Source organism: Helicobacter magdeburgensis (assembly GCF_000765825.2).
GTDB lineage: Bacteria > Campylobacterota > Campylobacteria > Campylobacterales > Helicobacteraceae > Helicobacter_C > Helicobacter_C magdeburgensis.
On record NZ_JRPE02000003.1, the window covers coordinates 136107 to 153249 of the forward strand.

The following is a 17143-nucleotide window of genomic DNA, read 5'->3' on the forward strand; positions in this document are numbered from 1 at the left end:
CATATTAGATACTTTGTCTAAAGACTTAGCCACCACAAATCCTTTTATTGAAATACAAACACAAAAGCCTTTTTAGTAAAATCACCAAATTCTACATTTATGCGAAACTCTAACACTAACCTTTTTAAGTTATAATTCAAGCGATTTTATCACAAAAGGAAAATATGCAACCACTATCTAAAGATACCTTGATACAAATCAATACCACAATATGTGGCGATGAGAGAAGCCTTGAAGTATTGCAAAATAAGGGCATTGTAAAAGCCTACACAAAGGGATATAGAATCTATCTTGATAGCGATGAGTTGCTAGGCTTTTTGTATGTTTTAAGCGGGAAAGTCCGCTTTTTTAGCGTATCAAGCAATGCTAAGGAAATCACCATTTTTACCATAAGCGATAAGGAAAGCTGTATCATTTCAACAAGCTGTATTTTATCAAACATTAAGGCTGATGTGGTGCTTGAGTTTATGGAAGATTCTAGCGTGTTTATCCTGCCAAATAAGGTGTTTGAGACACTCACGCATAGTAATGAATCTATTATGCGTTTCAATCTCTCTTTAGTTTCTAAACGACTAAAACAAGCCTTTGACACCATTAATGATGTAACTTTTAAAAGTCTTAAAAATCGCGTAGTAAAGTTTCTACTAAGCAATGCCAAAAATAACCGCGTAGAAGCAAGTCAAGAAAGCATAGCAAACAATATCGGCAGTGCCAGAGAGGCAGTTACAAGAGTGATAAAAGAGCTAAAAACACAAGGGCTAATTGAGACAAATCGCAATGAGATTGTGCTTAAAAGCGGACTTTATGAGCTAAGTGAAGATATAGAATCTTAGCTTTCTTAAAGCAGGGCTAAAGAGTAGATTCTATTGCTATATTGAAGCCCGATTCACATTCAAACCCCATTCAAAACAACCTATTCATAGAATCTACAATGATATGCTACTATTCCACTACAAGAACATAAAGGACAAAAACACAAAGGATAATAATGGCAAAGATAAAACAAACCCAAAAGCTAGAAGCCGCCCTTTTTAGTGCCGCTGATAAACTTAGAAAAAACATAGACGCCGCAGAGTATAAACATATCGTGCTTGGACTTGTATTTTTAAAATACATTAGCGATAGTTTTGAATCTTTACACAAAGAGTTGCTTTCACAGAATGAAGATGCAGAAGACAAGGACGAATACATCGCAAAAAATATCTTTTTTGTGCCACAAGATTCTAGATGGAGTGCTCTTTTAAGCAAGGCAAAAAGCCCACAAATAGGCAAAGATTTAGACTATGCCCTAGACTTGATAGAAAAGGATAATCCGCAGTTAAAAGGTGTACTGCCTAAAGTCTATGCTAAAGATAACCTAGATAGTGCGACTTTGGGCGATTTGATAAACCTAATAGATTCTATCTCACTTAATCAAGAGAATACAAGCGATATTTTAGGGCATATTTTTGAATATTTTCTCGGTGAGTTTGCCTTGAGTGAAGGCAAAAAAGGCGGGCAGTTCTACACGCCAAAAAGCGTTGTGGAGCTATTAGTAGCTATGCTAGAGCCCTATAGTGGCAGAGTGTTTGACCCCTGCTGTGGAAGTGGGGGAATGTTTGTCCAAAGTGAGCAGTTTGTAAAAGAGCATCAGGGTAAAATCAGCGATATTTCAATCTATGGGCAAGAGAGTAATCAAACCACTTGGCGACTAGCAAAGATGAATCTTGCCTTGCGAAAAATAGATTCTAGCTCACTCAAATGGAATAGTGAAGGAAGCTTTCTCAATGACGCACACAAGGATTTAAAGGCAGATTTCATCATCGCAAACCCACCTTTTAACGCCACAGATTGGGGCAGCCAAGCACTAGAAAATGATGTGCGTTGGCAGTATGGCACACCCCCTAGCACAAATGCCAATTATGCGTGGATAAGCCACTTTATCCACCACCTAGCTCCAAAAGGTCGGGCGGGATTTGTCCTTGCGAAAGGCTCTCTTACAAGCAACACAAGCACAGAGGGGCAAATCCGCAAAAACTTAATAGAATCTAACTTAATAGAATGTATTGTCAATCTCCCTGCAAAACTCTTTTTAAACACGCAGATTCCAGCGTGTCTGTGGTTTATCAAACGCAATAAATCCCATAACAACACGCTTTTTATTGACGCGCGAAGTCTAGGCGAACTCATCAATCGCAAAAATAGGATTCTAACTCAAAGTGATATTGCTAAAATCACAGAGACTTACCACAAATGGCAAAAGGCACAAGAGCAGCAAAGTGGGGAATATGGCGATATTCTAGGCTTTTGTAAAAGTGTAAGCAAAGAAGAGATAGCAAATCTAGGCTATGTCCTTACACCCGGTCGCTATGTGGGCTTGGCAGAAGATGATGAAGACTTTGACTTTGAGAGAGAATTTACACGCTTAAAAGCCGAGCTAGAATCTCAAATCAAAGAAGAGAGAATCTTAAGTGAAAAGATTCTAAATAATTTAGAGATTATAGGTGGGAAATGATTGTGAATCTAAAAGAACAGCATTGTGAGAATTTTCTACAATCTCTCCATAAAGAGCAATGGCAGGAAGTCCGGCTTGGGGAAGTTGCGGAGATAATTAGTGGCGGAACACCAAAAACATCAATACCAGAATATTGGAATGGAGAAATCCCTTGGCTATCAGTTGCGGATTTTAATAATGGTAAAAAATATGTTGTTGCAAGTGAAAAATTTATTACACAATTAGGATTGCAAGAAAGTAGCACAAAGTTACTGCAACGAGATGATATTATTATTTCCGCTAGAGGCACGGTAGGTGTAATTGCAATGATACCCTATCCTATGGCTTTTAATCAATCCTGCTATGGTTTAAGGATATGCAGTAATGCACACTCTCACTTTATTTATTATTGTCTTAAAGTTTTTACAAAATATTTTATTCATCAATCGTATGGAGCTGTTTTTGACACTATTACTACAAAAATTCTTAGTGATTTTACCTTTTTACTCCCACCACTTACAATACAACAAAAAATAGCAGAGATTCTAAGTAGCTTTGATGATAAGATAGATTTACTCCATAGACAAAACAAAACTTTAGAATCTCTAGCCCTTACCCTTTTTCGCCATTATTTTATAGACAATCCAAAGCGTGATGAATGGGAAGAAAAGCCTTTAAGTGAAGTGTGTCAAATAAAAAATGGATTTGCTTTTAAGAGTGAAGAGTATAAAAAGATTGGGATACCAGTTGTTAGAACAACAAATTTTAAAAATGGTTTTGTAGAAAATCACAATTTAGTTTATCTCGATGAGAATGACAAAAACAAATATTCAAAATACTTATTGCAAGTAAATGATTTTTTGCTTGTAATGGTTGGAGCAAGTTTGGGAAAGTATGCTATTGTAACCAGCGAAATTTTGCCCGCCCTTCAAAATCAAAATATGTGGAATTTTAGAGTATTAGGAAGTGTTTCCCAGTATTATTTAAACTATGCAATGCAAGAAATTATTGCTAACAATATAAATACTGCTTCTGGGAGTGCGAGAGAATTTTTTCAAAAGTCTTATTTTTATAAAATCCCAATTTTAATACCACCAAAAAATATTATGATGAAATTTCATACGCAAATGGATAATTTTTACCATAAAACAACAAACAATCGTAAGCAGATTCAGAATCTCCAAGCAATGCGGGATATGCTATTAAAAGCAATATTTGCTTAGAGAGAAATAAATCTCTCATAATAAGCCACAAGTCTTTATCTTAGTTATTCTAATACAAATTTTGCTTGTTCTTGTCTTAGAAATTCTGCTACATCAATGCAACAAATACCAAGCTTTTCGCAAACATTGGGGATTTTTATCTTATTTTTAGCATTGCTGCCACCTTTAGCTTCGTGAGTTACAATAGTGTAGGAATCCTGATAGGCAAGTGCTATGAGAAAATAATCCGCTCCATTAGAAAAATCTTGTATAGCTTTTTGCGTATATTGCATTGTGAGTAATGTCTGAGAAATCTCTGCATAAGATTTAGAAGTAATGTTTTCTATTGGTAGGAAAAATCCCCTGCTTTTTAATCGCTCTTTAAAATTTTGTAAATCATTGTTGGCAGAAGTGATTTCATCATACACCTTATTAATAGATTTCACAGAATCTAGCCGAGAGCATTTATCCAAAAAATCCCAAAATCCCGGGCAAATATCAAAGGCGTAAAACCTATAAGCAGATTCTATAAAAATATTTGTATCAATCAAATATCGCTTCATTCGATTACCTTTACTTTTTTGGCAAGTTTATCAAATTTATCAAGCTTGATATTGAGTAAATTAAGTGCTTCTTTATAAGTTTCATAGCCATTAAGCGTGTCAATAATAACGCTTTTGGTGAAATTTTCACTATTGGAGACGATGATGTTGGTATAATAATTACCCCACCTTTTTGAAGATTTTGTGTTTGCAAGGCGTTCTAGCTCTGTATTTTTAAAGCCCTGATATGTTTCACCATTTATTAGTTTAAGCAAAAGTGCTTTTGTGGCAAGTGCCAAAGGGCTTGCTAACTTAAAACTACTTTGCAAATTTTGGATATTTGCTTGAATGGAATTTTGCCGATTCCACATTGATTGAAAAATTTTACTTGGCATTAGAATTTCCCCTGCAATATTGTTGCAACGATATTCTTCTTGTGAATCAAAATCATAGGAGCTAACACCGCTGTGTTTAAGCACAATATGTGCTAATTCGTGCAAAAGGGTAAAGATTTTACCGTTTTCACTCGTATCTTTGGAGTTTATGAATACAAGAGGTGCATACTCATCGTAAATAGCATAACCTCTACATTCGTTAAAGCTGATGGCTTTTTTTGTATTATTCTGAGATATTCCACTTTGTTGCACAATAATATTATATTGCTCAACATTATCCCTAAGGAAATTAAATCTCTGTCCTTTTGGTCGGTGCTTTGCACTATCAAATTGTGTAATTTCTTTAATTGTTTGGATAATTTCCCCATCTAAAGTAGGATTTTGATTTACTAAAAATTTGTTGTGTCCATTTCTTATGAGATAATTTCTAAACCATTCTTGCTTTTTTTTGCTTGAAGCAATGCAAGATTCAAGATTTTGACTAAACTCAGTAGCGTTTCTTCTAAAATCTGGTAGTATTTCTTCTGTTCTTGGAAGTTCATTTAAAAAAAGATAGGCAAATGGGATATTGAAATGATTCGCAAATTTTATGAGTTTTTCTGTTTTGATTTCAAAAGTTGTTGAAATATGATTGATAAATTTTTGAAATTCTTGAGCCTTTCTTTTGCCAAAGAATTTGATAATATCATTTTCTTGGTATGGAATGTTTCTCATCATTTCGCTATTCCCACTATGCAAAATCACAACTTTCCTTTTTTCTTTCAAACTTTTAAACAACTTAAACAATCGGTTGGCTATTATACTTAATTTCACATTATTTTTGATTAATGTAAAGAATGCCTATTCTGAATAATGTTTGTTATAATATTTCATACAAATGGATTTTTATACATAAGAAAGGACCAAACAATGTCAAAATTTAACGAAGAGAGCATAGAAGAGCTATTATTAGAGACTTTGGGGAGTTTTGGCTATGAATGCAAAAATGCAAAAGAAGTCGCAAGGAAAAAAGATGAATGGATTGTAAAAGAGATATTTTTAGATTCTATTATGCGTATAAACTTTGAATCTAAAAGCAATTATGACTTTCTAAGCTTGGAGCAAAAAGAGTATTTAGCCCTTGAAGCGTATAAAAAGATTCTAGCTTTGAGTGATGAAGAAGACTTAATGAGTGCTAATGCGAAAATGCACGCATACTTGACTTATGGCATTACACTAGAAGCAATGGTAAATAATGAGCAAAGGGGGATTAACCTAGAGTTACTAGACTTTGAGAATGTAGAAAATAACGCCTTTTTAGCACTCAATCAGTTTGTATTTAGCACAAAAGATTCTGTGCGATGTGATGTTTTGGTATTTGTCAATGGAGTGCCTTTGGTGCTATGTGAGCTAAAACACCCCCTTGATATAAACGCAGATTTACACAAAGCATACTTGCAGATAGAAACCTATAAAGAAAAGGCAAAAGAGCTGTTTATCCCAAATGCGTTGTGTATCATAAGCGATGGGGTAGATTCTAAACTTGGCAGTTTGAATGCGGACTTTACACGCTTTCTAAAATGGCAGGGGCAAGGGGATATGCTAAGTGAAAATACGCGTGTTGTGGATATTTGCGAAGTATTAAAGCCCTGCGTTTTGCTTGATTTCTTACGCTATTTTATCACTTATGAGCAAAGCTACACACAAGATACACAAGGCTATAAAGAATCTAAACTCAATAAAAAGATCGCCGCATATCATCAATACTACGCTGTAAATAAGGCAATAGAGAGTGCCAGAAAGGCTATGCAAAGCAGTGAAACAAACAAAAAGGGCGGTGTAGTATGGCACACTCAAGGTAGCGGCAAAAGTCTATCAATGGTGTTTTTCTGTGCTAAAGCCCTAAAAGAGCTTAATAACCCCACGCTTTTACTACTCACAGATAGGACAGATTTAGATAATCAACTCTTTAATACCTTTGCAAAGTCAAGCGCACTTTTACAAACAACGCCTTTGCGATGTGAAAGCACAAAGGATTTAAAAGAGAAATTCACGCAAAGAAAAGGCGGGATAATCTTTAGCACAATGCAAAAGTTTAGAGATGAAAACGAACGCTTTGAGCTTTTAAGCCAAAGGGGAGATATTATCGTCATTGCCGATGAAGCCCACCGCACACAATATGGCTTTAGTGCAAGACTGCGTAGTGAATCCCTTGCCTATGGTTACGCACAAAATGTCCGCGATGCCCTGCCAAATGCTACTTATATAGGCTTTAGTGGCACACCCATAGAAAAAGATAATGCAAATACGCGAAATGTGTTTGGAGACTATATAGACATTTATGATTTTCAAAAAGCCGTAGATGATGGTGCAACCCTGCCTTTATTTTATGAAAGTCGTTTAGCAAAGCTTCATCTAAGCGAAGAGGGCAAAAAGCTTATAGAATCTTTTGATACAGATAACACGCAAGGTAGTCTCCTAAAGCTACAAGATATTATCGGGGCAAAAGAGCGATTAAAAAACATTGCCAAAGATATTTTAGAGCATTTCAACGCGAGAAAAGAAAAGCTTAAAGGCAGGGCAATGATAGCGTGTTCTAGCAGAGAAATTGCCGTGGATTTGTATAATGAGCTAGTAGAGCTTGAGCCAAGTTTGCATAGTGATGACTACACAACAGGCAGGGCAAAGGTTATCATCACTTCAAGTGCAAGTGATGGTGCAAAGCTTACTAGATTCCATACAAGCAAGGAAGAACAAAGGCATATCGCAAATAGGGCAAATGATATAAATGACTGCCTAGAGTTTATCATCGTTTGTGATATGTGGCTAACAGGCTTTGACGCACCACCCCTGCATACACTCTATATTGACAAACCTATGAAAGGACACACCCTTATGCAAGCAATCGCAAGGGTAAATCGCGTATATAAAGATAAGCCCTCCGGGTTAATTGTAGATTATATAGGCATTATGGCAGAGCTTCAAAAAGCCTTGCAGTTTTACACACAAGGTAAATCGCAAAACTTCCTTGTAGATAAGCAAAAGCTAGTAGAAGTCGTCTATGAAAAGCACGAAGTATTAAAGCAAATGTTACACGGCTTTGAGTATATGGGGTATTTTCAAGCAGACACAAGGGGCAAGCTTGACTTACTCTCACAAATCACAGATAAGATTCTAAGTGATGAAGAGTTAAAAAAGCGATTTTTAGATGAAGTAGTTAAGCTTGTGAAAGCCTATATTATGGTGCTACCAAATGATGAGATACAAAAGCTTTCAAAAGAAATTGCCTTTTTTGAGTTGCTGAAAAATCGCATTAAAAAGAGTGAATACTCCAAAGCCCAAGCTGACAATGCACTCAAACAAAGCCTTATTAAGCAAGTCATTGACAAAGAGCTAGTAAGTGAGGGTATGATAGATATTTTAGATAAAAGTCAAATCAAAACAGAAAATATCTCTATCCTTTCAAATGAGTTTTTAGAGGGTATGAGACATTATAAATATCCACATATCGCACTAGAGACTTTACGCAAACTCTTAAATGATGAGTTACAAGCACGACTCCCAAAAGAGCTAAAAAGCAAAGGTTTGTATGAAAAACTTCATCAGATTCTAATGCAATATCAAAATAAACTCATAGACGCTGCAAAAGTCATTGAAGAGCTAATAGAGCTAAGCCAAGAACTCATAGCAAGTGATAAGAAAAAGCAAGATTCAGGCTTAAGCGATTATGAATACGCCTTTTATGAAGCATTGAGTGAGTTTAAAGAAGTAGAAGAGATTATGGGCGTAGAAAAACTGCGTGAGCTAAGCAAAGCGGTATTTTTTACGATTAAAGAGAATGCTACGCTTGATTGGACTTTGCGTGAGAGTGTGAGAGCAGAGCTTAGACTTGCGGTGAAAAAGGTGCTAAAGAAATACGGCTATCCGCCAAATAGCATACAGCTAGGTGTAGATAATGCCATCAAACAAGCCGAGCTTATCGCACAAGAGCTTATGGGGGAGAAATAATCACATATAAGCAAAGGTTGGCTAACGAATATAGAGCAAGTAGAGCTAAGGGGCAGATTCTATTGCTTGATTTAGATTGTATTCCAAAGCTTTGCATTTAGAATCTTTGCTATCAAATAAGCTAAATTTTTGCACCCTACAACCACTTAGCATTCCCTGTAAAACTTACAGATAGCCAAATCTTATAGCTTGGAATATCAAGGGATTTTTCAATCCTATCTCGCACACAATCAAACTCCGCTACCGAACTAATCTTGCAATTTTTATCTATTAAGATATTCACTTCCACCATATAGAATCGCCCCGATTTCGCTACGTGCGTATCATAATCGCTAAAGCCAAAATCTTTACTCAAAGATTCCATAATTTGCGTGATTTTAGAATCAATCTCACTTGGGGCAACCATAATCAAATCTTTAAAATTCGCAATGGCTATGCGGATAGGCGAGACACACAGCATTAACGATAGCACCGCTAAAAGCAAGGGATCAACATACATCGCTAAAGCACTCTTAGGACTAAGCACAAAATAAATCACACCAAAAGCCCCCAATGCCCCCAAATACAGCACGCAGTCAATCTTCCACTCCGTATTATCCACTTTAATCAAATCAGATTCTAAAAGTCGCGTATAAAACAGCGTATAAATAAACAAAATCGCACAAAACACAAACGCACACAGACTATACGCCACCGCCCCGCCAAGCTCCACTGCATAGCCGCCGTGAATGATACTTTGCAGGGCATTGATAAAAGCATACACGCACACAAAGACTAGCACAAGGGATTTAAAGAGATTTACCATCGGCTCAAAGCGGACATAGCCGTATTGAAAAATGTCATCATCTTCCTTGTAAATGTAGCGAGAAGTAATCACGCTTAAAGCCCCAAGCCCCACGCTAATTAACGCTACAAAACCATCAAAAATCACCGCCATAGATTTTACAAAGATTCCAAAGCTAATGCCAAAAATCGCTAGGATTAATGCACTATACATTGAGACTTTAAGGACAAACTGCTCTTTTTGTGCCGCTTTTTTAGAATCTGTCTTAAGGACGTGTTTTAAGGCTAGAATCTGTGCTTTATGCTTGTCTTGATTCTGTGTTGCGGGGTGATTAGATTCTGTGTGGTTAGAATCCATAAGGGTAGAATCTACGCTAGATTCTATGGGGTTTGTGGGGTTAGGTTGTGCTGTGTTAGATTCTAAAGGTTGCTTTTCTAAAGGTTGTTTAGATTCTAAATCTTGTTTGGAAACTGAATCTTGTTTAGATTCTAAATCTCGCTTAGAATCTTGTTTGCTTTTCCGCACACTTGTGCCATAAGAGCGGCGGTTGTATGTCGTATCTTGCTGTGTAGTCATTATGCAGCCTTGTAGATTGGTATTCCTACAAATGATTATGATTAAAAATGATTAATACGCAAAGGCTATAATTGCGGGTGTATTTTGGGAGTTGAAAGGGTAAAAATGATTCAAAAAATCAACACAAAAATCACTATGAGTAAAAATCTAGCGTGGCTTTTAATCCTAATTGGCGGGATTTGTGAAGTGGCGTGGGTGAGTGGGCTAAAGTATGCCGACACACTGCCGCTAAAGGCTTTGACCGGTGTTGGCATTGCCTTTTCTTTCACTTGTGCGGTTCTAGCGATGAAAAGGCTAGAGGTTAGCATTGTGTATAGCGTGTTTGTTGGCATTGGCACGGGCGGTGTGGTGGTGGCTGAGATTGTGCTATTTGGCGAGGAGGCATCACTCATAAAAATCGCTCTTATCTCAACGCTTATGCTTGGAGTGTTGGGGCTAAAATGTAGCGTCAAAGAGAGTAAAACCGCACAAGACATACACGATTATTTGCCACAAGAGCTAGAATCTTTGTTTATAGAATCTAGCGATACGCAACAGGATTCTACAATGGCTTCAAAAAAAGCTGAATCTAGGACTTCCAATACAGATTCTACAAAGGATAAATAATGCTACATTGGATTTTACTTTTTATTGCTGGGGTGTTTGAAATCGCTGGTGTATGGACGATGAAAAAGCTCATTGATACCAAAAATAAAATCTATATTTTGTGTCTTGCGCTGATTTTTGCAGGGAACTTTACCTGCCTATCTATTGCTATGCAAGAGATTTCTATGGGCGTGGCGTATGCGATATGGACGGGCATTGGTGCGGCTGGTGGGGTGCTTGTTGGGATTGTGTTTTTTAAAGAGGATAAGTCATTTTTGAAGCTTTTTTGCGTATGTGTGATTATCGCTTCTAGCGTGGGATTAAAGGCGTTAGGTTAGATTTTTCACACAAAAGGCAAAATTTTCATTATAATGCGTGGTTTAGATTCTGCATATCAAATGAAGGGAGAGAATTATGGCAATTAAAAAAGTCGTTTTGGCATACAGCGGTGGGCTTGATACAAGCGTGATTTTAAAGTGGCTTGGGGATAACTACAACTGCGAGGTGGTAACTTTCACCGCAGACATTGGACAGGGCGAGGAAGTAGAACCCGCAAGGGCTAAGGCGTTGAAGCTTGGCATTAAGAGTGAGAATATTTTCATTGAGGACTTGAGAGAAGAGTTTATCAAGGATTTTGTATTCCCTATGTTTCGCACGAACACCATTTATGAGGGCGAGTATCTGCTAGGCACAAGTATCGCGCGACCTTTGATTGCAAAAAGGCTTGTAGAGATAGCAAAAGCCGTTGGAGCGGACGCAATAGCACACGGCGCAACGGGCAAGGGCAATGATCAAGTGCGATTTGAGCTTGGAGCGTATGCGTTAAATCCTGATATAAAAGTCATCGCCCCTTGGCGTGAGTGGGACTTAAACAGCCGTGAAAAGCTTTTAGCCTATGCAGAATCTGCTGGTATTAGCATTGAGAAAAAGCCTAATAAATCGCCATACTCAATGGACGCAAACCTGCTTCATATCAGCTATGAAGGGCAGATTCTAGAAGATCCAAATGCTGAGCCTGAAGAGGATATGTGGCGTTGGAGTGTCTCACCGATGAACGCACCAAATGAGCCTGAATCTATCAAGCTTGAGTTTGAAAAGGGCGATGGCGTGGCGATTAATGGAGAGAGATTAAGCCCGGCAAGATTCTGGGCGAAACTCAATGAGCTAGGGGGCAAACACGGCATAGGGCGGCTTGATTTAGTAGAAAATCGCTATGTGGGTATGAAGTCTCGTGGCTGCTATGAAACGCCCGGTGGCACGATATATCTAAAAGCTCATCGTGCGATAGAATCTTTGTGTCTTGATAGGGAAGAGGCACATTTAAAAGATTCTATAATGCCAAAGTATGCAGAGCTCATTTATAATGGCTATTGGTTTAGCCCAGAGCGCGAGGCATTACAAGCACTTATTGATAAGACACAGCAAAAAGTAAGTGGAGTAGTGCGCCTTAAACTCTATAAAGGGAATGTCATTGTTATAGGGCGAGAATCTAAAAATTCTTTATTTAATGCAGCATATAGCACTTTTGAGGAAGATTCTGTATATAATCAAAAAGATGCCGCAGGGTTTATTAAGCTTAATGCTTTACGCCTTATCATCGCAGGAAAGGCAAATAGGGATAAATAAGTGATGAGGGGGTTAAGATTTTGTATCTTAGTATTTTTATTTTGCACATATATTTATGCCGAGCCTAATAAAAATAGTCCATTTGTGCTCAACTTTGATGATATTTCTCAAATCACCTCTCTAGCAGGAGCGGATTTATTAGAATCTTCATTTATAAAAGATTCTAAAACAAAAAAAGTTCTAATGATTTCAGATTTTAATAATTTGAGTGATTTTGATATTGACATTGGGCTTTTGGCGCGGAAGATTATCACGGACACGGTAAGCTCACAAAAAATCACACTTACTGCAGCGATTGCTGGAAATGCTTTTAATGCTGACCCGAGCCTTGATAAGATTCGTGCAATGCGTAACAATGAGGAGTTTGCCGACATTATCCCTAAAGGCACATTGATTGCTCCTAAATATTCCTTAAGTGCGCGGATTACAAATGATACAACAAAGCAAGGCAGTTTGCATATTGTGTCTTATCATTTTATTTTTAGCATTGTGAATCTAGAGAGCGGTTTGGTGGAGTGGGACTATATTGAGCATATTAAAAAGGCAAGTAAAGAGCCGCTTCCTCTTGAACGAGAATCTCTTTATGGCAAAAAATGTCTTGCTGCTTCTTTACCTTTAAAAGAGCAAAAAGCAGCGTGTGAAGTCGCAATAAGTGAGGTTTGGCTCGGTATTTTTGAGAGCATTCCGCAAAACAAAAAGCCACTCTTGCATTCTTACGCACTTAAGGCGTGTGAGCTAGATTCTCCTTTTGGCTGTCGGGCGTTAGGTGCGAGTTATAAATTTGAAAAAAAAGATTTGAGTAATGCAAAAAAATATTATGAAAAAGCCTGTGATAATAAAGATGGTGGAGGTTGCTATAATCTTTCCATTATATATGAACACGCGCAGGGTGTGGCACAAAATATCCCCCTTGCTAAAAAATACGCCACTTTGTCGTGTAACTATGGATTTAAGGCAGGTTGTGAGAATCTAAAGGCTTTAGAGCAATATAGTGAAAATGAGAATCTTGATAGGTATGGCTTAATGTATAAGAGTGATTGTGAAGATGGTTTAGGCACTGCTTGTGAGAGGCTTTCATCTTACTATTATCACGGCTTTGGTGGAGCAAATAAGAATCACACACAGGCAAGAATCCTTTTAGAAAAAGGCTGTGAGCTAAAAGATGCAAATAGTTGTTATCAATTAGGATTATGGGAAATGCAGGGCTTAGGTGGAACGACTAAAGATGCAAATAAAGCCTTAGAGCATACATTATTTGCTTGTGAAAGTGATGTGAAAAGAAATTGCAAAGCCGTGAGTGCTTTGAGCGAAGAAAAGGCAAATATTTACAGATGTGAGGAGCATACAAAAATCATTATTAATGTAGCGTGTTCAGGTGCTGCTAGCATATATGAGCACGGCTTTGGAAGTGTGAGTAGTAATAATGAATTAGCATTGAAATATTATCAAAAAGCTTGTAAGGGTGGATTAGATAATGCTTGTTCAATGTTTAATAGCTTGCAACAAAAGCTCAAATAAGCGCATACTAAACTTTAGCATTATATAATGATATTTTAATTGATAAATGGGAGCAGATATGGCACAAGTTATTACGATTACTTCAGGTAAAGGCGGTGTGGGCAAATCTACCGCAACAGCAAATCTCGCTGTGGGTTTAGCTATGGAGCTAGAATCTAGCGGGAAGAAAGTTGTAGCGATAGATTTTGATATTGGTTTGCGTAACCTTGATATGCTCCTTGGGCTAGAAAATCGCATTGTATATGATGTCATTGATGTAATGGAAGGTAAATGTAATCTCTCACAAGCCCTCATCAATCATAAAAAAACAAAAAATCTTTACTTTCTTCCCGCTTCGCAAACAAAGGATAAGACGATACTTGATAAGGATAAGGTTGGCGCGTTGATTGATGAGCTAAGGCAGAAGTTTGATTTCGTGCTGATAGATTCTCCAGCTGGGATTGAAGGGGGATTTGAACACGCTATTTTATGGGCGGATAGGGCGTTAATCGTGGTAACGCCAGAGGTTAGCTCCGTGCGGGATAGCGATAGGGTAATAGGCATAATTGATGCAAAAAGTCATAAGGCACAAAATAATGAAGAGGTGCAAAAGCATATCATCATTAATCGCATTAAGCCAGAGCTTGTGAAAAAGGGCGAGATGCTTTCAACCGATGATGTGTTAGGCATACTTGCCTTGCCTCTTATTGGGCTTATCCCAGAGGATAGTAAAATTGTGAGTGCGACAAATAATGGTGAGCCGGTTATCTATACACAAGCCCCAAGTGCCAAATCGTATGCAAATATTGCAAAGCGGATTCTAGGAGTAGATGTGCCTTTTGAGAGCTTAGAGAGTGAGGGAATGCTAGGGGCGTTAAAAAGGATATTTAAATGAGTTTGTTTGGTGTGTTTGGTAGCTCCAAAAAAAGTGCGACAAACGCAAGGGAGCGGCTTAAACTTGTGCTGTCCCACGAACGCACCGCAAATATCCCCTACCTTGAGGATATGCAAAAAGAGATTCTGCAAGTGGTGCAGAAATACACAAAAGCAACCGACATACATTTCAGCACAAATAGCAATAGCCACATATCCACCCTTGAAGTGCAAATCACGCTAGGTAACGCATAGTGAAAGGGAATGTGTGGTGAATATCCGCTTTTTGCTTTGTGGGATTTTTACGCTTTTTACATCTGCTGCATTATGCAGGGCAGATTCTATTTCAAACCTTGCAGAATCTAATTCTAAGGTTATCGCCCACCCTTTGATTCAGGGCTTTAGCCAAATGTTTTTTGGACTGCATACGGATAATTTTATAGAGCTTGATGAGATGAAACAAAATAAGCTTACACAAGAAAATAACATAGAATCTGCAGATTCTAAGGACTTTAATCAAAACGATACGCAAAGCCCCAAGATTAAAAATAAGACATCACAAAATCCACAAAATCCGCAGAATCTGCCCCTTGCTTCAAAGCCAAAAGTTTTGCTGATAATGGACGATCTTTCAAAGCTCTCTCAAATTAAGGCTTTAGAATCTTTACCCCTTAATATCACGCCCTCCATTTTTCCCAAAACCCGCCATAACGCCATAACGCCAAGCCTAGCAGAGCGTGTTATAAACAATGGCAAAAGCTTTATGATTCACTTGCCCCTAGAGGCACAAAACTTTATACAAAAAGAGCTTGAGCCTTTAAAAGTTGGCATTGACAAGCAGAGTTTAAAAGAGCAGATTCTGCAAATTAAGCGGGATTTCCCACATCTTGTGTATCTCAATAATCACACCGGATCAAAATTCACCCAAAGCAAAACGGATATGAAAAACCTGCTAGAAGTCTTTGATGAGCTTAATTTAAAGTTTATTGATAGTGTTACAATCCCTAATCCGGCAAGTGAGCTTCTCGCTAAAGAGCAAAAGCGACTGATAATGCAACGAGATATATTTTTAGATAATCAAACAAATGTCGCTTATACCAAAAAGCAACTTCAATCACTTATCCAAAAAGCAAAGAAAAAGGGCTATGCCATAGCCATTTGCCATCCGCACCCTAGCACTTTTAAGGCATTAACACAAATGCAAAAAGAGCTTAATGCTAACTTAGAGCTTGTTTCACCCAGTGAGTTAGAAAACTTTTTGCGTGAAAACAATACTTTATCTTATGTGCGTTCGCCATTTTTCTAGATTCTAAATATGTAAGGTTTTAGGGGATTTGAAATGAAACAAGCGGATATACAATCTTTAGAATCTATCCCTTTAAATCTCAAAGCGTTAAAAAATCCCCCAAAAAAGCTTTTTTATAAGGGCGTAGCGTTAGATTCTCTGCTTCAAGCACAGCCCAAAATCGCCATTGTCGGCACAAGAAAGCCTAATCCTTACACAAAGTCCTTTGTTGCTAAACTCGCTTCAAATATCGCAAAGCTTCAAGGTGTGGTGGTGAGCGGAGGGGCGATAGGTGTAGATATTATCGCACATACTCACGCTTTCCCACGCACGATAATGTTCTCCCCCTCAAGCCTAGATATTTACTATCCGCGTTCAAATAAGGCTATGATTGAAAAAATGATGCAAGAATCTGTGGTAATAAGCGAGTATGAAAGCCCATATATGCCCCATAGATTTAGCTTTTTGGAGCGAAATCGGCTTGTGATTGCCCTAAGTGATGTGGTGATTATCCCTCAAGCTGATAGGCAAAGTGGCTCAATGCAGAGTGCGAGAATCGCCTGTGAGCTTAAAAAAGAGCTTTTTGTCCTGCCCCATCGTTTGGGGGAGAGTGAGGGGACACAAGAGCTTTTAGCTCAAGGCAAGGCACAATGTATTTATGATATAAATGCGTTTTTGGAGAAGATTTTTGGCGTGAAATTGCAAGAAAATGATGAGATTTTAGAGTTTTGTATGAAGAATCCTAGCTTTGAAGAGGCGTATTTAAAATTTGGTGAAAAGATTTATGAATACGAGCTTGAAGGTAAAATCGTGCGGGAATCAGGAAGCATACGAGTGGTGTAGCAATGCAAAGCAAAAAGATTCTCGCCTGTGATGTGGGGCTAAAAAGGATAGGTTTAGCGGTTACACAACTTGGCATTATCCTGCCAATAGAGCCTATTTTGCGTAAAAATCGCAATCAAGCCTCTAAAGAACTAAGCGAGATTTTGCAAACGCGTGAGATTGAGATTCTAGTTGTTGGACTGCCAAGCGGTGGGGTGGCAGAGCATAGTGATACGCGTAAAAGAATCTTGCATTTTGTGGGGCTTGTTGCATTTAGCGGGGAGATAGTGTATATTGATGAAGATTATACAAGCCTAGAAGCCTTGCAATCAAGTGTGTATATGGGGGTAAAAAATCGGCTTAGGATTCAAAAAGATGGGCGGCTAGATTCTCTTAGTGCGACTTTGATTTTAGAAAGATTTGTAGAATCTCAACATACTTACAATACGAATATATAGCATTATAAACATACTTTTGTTTGTAAAAAGTATGTTAG

General features: G+C 37.9%; 16 protein-coding genes. 13 read left to right on the forward strand and 3 right to left on the reverse strand.

The annotated features are described in order from the left end of the window. Window positions 1–164: 164 nt before the first annotated feature. From LS74_RS03055 to LS74_RS03065, 3 genes are all read left to right on the forward strand, one after another. Window positions 165–833, forward strand: coding sequence for a Crp/Fnr family transcriptional regulator (locus LS74_RS03055; RefSeq protein ID WP_201274698.1), 669 nt, complete (start codon window positions 165–167; stop codon window positions 831–833). 155 nt (window positions 834–988) lie between these two features. Continuing rightward, window positions 989–2494: a type I restriction-modification system subunit M gene (locus LS74_RS03060; protein ID WP_034587161.1), complete on the forward strand. Its 1506-nt coding sequence runs from the start codon at window positions 989–991 to the stop codon at window positions 2492–2494. Further along, window positions 2491–3696, forward strand: coding sequence for a restriction endonuclease subunit S (locus LS74_RS03065; protein ID WP_034587163.1), 1206 nt, complete (start codon window positions 2491–2493; stop codon window positions 3694–3696). Before LS74_RS03060 ends, LS74_RS03065 begins: the two co-directional genes overlap by 4 nt. Window positions 3697–3740: 44 nt before the next feature. On the opposite strand, the gene LS74_RS03070 is transcribed toward LS74_RS03065, so the two are convergent. Both LS74_RS03070 and LS74_RS03075 read right to left on the reverse strand, forming a co-directional pair. After that, the gene (locus LS74_RS03070) at window positions 3741–4238 is read right to left on the reverse strand and encodes a DUF4411 family protein (RefSeq protein WP_034587165.1); all 498 of its coding nucleotides are present in this window, start codon (window positions 4236–4238) and stop codon (window positions 3741–3743) included. After that, a complete protein-coding gene (locus LS74_RS03075; RefSeq protein ID WP_034587167.1) occupies window positions 4235–5356 on the reverse strand; it encodes an ImmA/IrrE family metallo-endopeptidase in 1122 nt (373 codons plus the stop codon). The genes LS74_RS03070 and LS74_RS03075 overlap by 4 nt, the downstream gene beginning before the upstream one ends. A 165-nt stretch (window positions 5357–5521) precedes the next feature. Between LS74_RS03075 and LS74_RS03080 the strand changes: the two genes are divergently transcribed. Beyond that, entirely contained in the window at window positions 5522–8599 is a 3078-nt protein-coding gene (locus LS74_RS03080) for a type I restriction endonuclease subunit R (RefSeq protein WP_138128796.1), read from the forward strand. Window positions 8600–8735: 136 nt separating this feature from the next. On the opposite strand, the gene LS74_RS03085 is transcribed toward LS74_RS03080, so the two are convergent. Further along, on the reverse strand, window positions 8736–9959 hold the full coding sequence (locus tag LS74_RS03085) for a cation diffusion facilitator family transporter (RefSeq protein ID WP_034585079.1): 1224 nt from the start codon (window positions 9957–9959) through the stop codon (window positions 8736–8738). Window positions 9960–10064: 105 nt separating this feature from the next. On the opposite strand from LS74_RS03085, the gene LS74_RS03090 reads away from it, so the two are divergent. The 9 genes from LS74_RS03090 to ruvX all read left to right on the forward strand — a co-directional run bounded on the left by LS74_RS03090 (window position 10065) and on the right by ruvX (window position 17105). Then, a complete protein-coding gene (locus tag LS74_RS03090) occupies window positions 10065–10565 on the forward strand; it encodes a DMT family transporter (RefSeq protein ID WP_034585077.1) in 501 nt (166 codons plus the stop codon). Beyond that, on the forward strand, window positions 10565–10882 hold the full coding sequence (locus tag LS74_RS03095; protein ID WP_034585073.1) for a DMT family transporter: 318 nt from the start codon (window positions 10565–10567) through the stop codon (window positions 10880–10882). The genes LS74_RS03090 and LS74_RS03095 overlap by 1 nt, the downstream gene beginning before the upstream one ends. A 76-nt stretch (window positions 10883–10958) precedes the next feature. After that, window positions 10959–12170, forward strand: coding sequence for an argininosuccinate synthase (locus LS74_RS03100; protein ID WP_034585072.1), 1212 nt, complete (start codon window positions 10959–10961; stop codon window positions 12168–12170). Window positions 12171–12173: 3 nt separating this feature from the next. Then, window positions 12174–13688 carry an SEL1-like repeat protein gene (locus LS74_RS03105; RefSeq protein ID WP_138128798.1) on the forward strand — a complete coding sequence of 505 codons (1515 nt, stop codon included), beginning with the start codon at window positions 12174–12176 and terminating at the stop codon, window positions 13686–13688. Window positions 13689–13746: 58 nt separating this feature from the next. Further along, a complete protein-coding gene (minD, locus tag LS74_RS03110; protein ID WP_034585066.1) occupies window positions 13747–14562 on the forward strand; it encodes a septum site-determining protein MinD in 816 nt (271 codons plus the stop codon). Continuing rightward, the gene (gene minE, locus LS74_RS03115; protein ID WP_034585064.1) at window positions 14559–14795 is read left to right on the forward strand and encodes a cell division topological specificity factor MinE; all 237 of its coding nucleotides are present in this window, start codon (window positions 14559–14561) and stop codon (window positions 14793–14795) included. The genes minD and minE overlap by 4 nt, the downstream gene beginning before the upstream one ends. Before the next feature lie 16 nt (window positions 14796–14811). Next, window positions 14812–15846: a divergent polysaccharide deacetylase family protein gene (locus LS74_RS03120; RefSeq protein WP_236096784.1), complete on the forward strand. Its 1035-nt coding sequence runs from the start codon at window positions 14812–14814 to the stop codon at window positions 15844–15846. 33 nt (window positions 15847–15879) lie between these two features. Further along, window positions 15880–16668, forward strand: a complete 789-nt coding sequence (gene dprA, locus LS74_RS03125; RefSeq protein ID WP_034585059.1) for a DNA-processing protein DprA — start codon at window positions 15880–15882, stop codon at window positions 16666–16668. 2 nt (window positions 16669–16670) lie between these two features. Then, window positions 16671–17105: a Holliday junction resolvase RuvX gene (gene ruvX, locus LS74_RS03130; RefSeq protein WP_034585056.1), complete on the forward strand. Its 435-nt coding sequence runs from the start codon at window positions 16671–16673 to the stop codon at window positions 17103–17105. Window positions 17106–17143 lie beyond the last annotated feature (38 nt).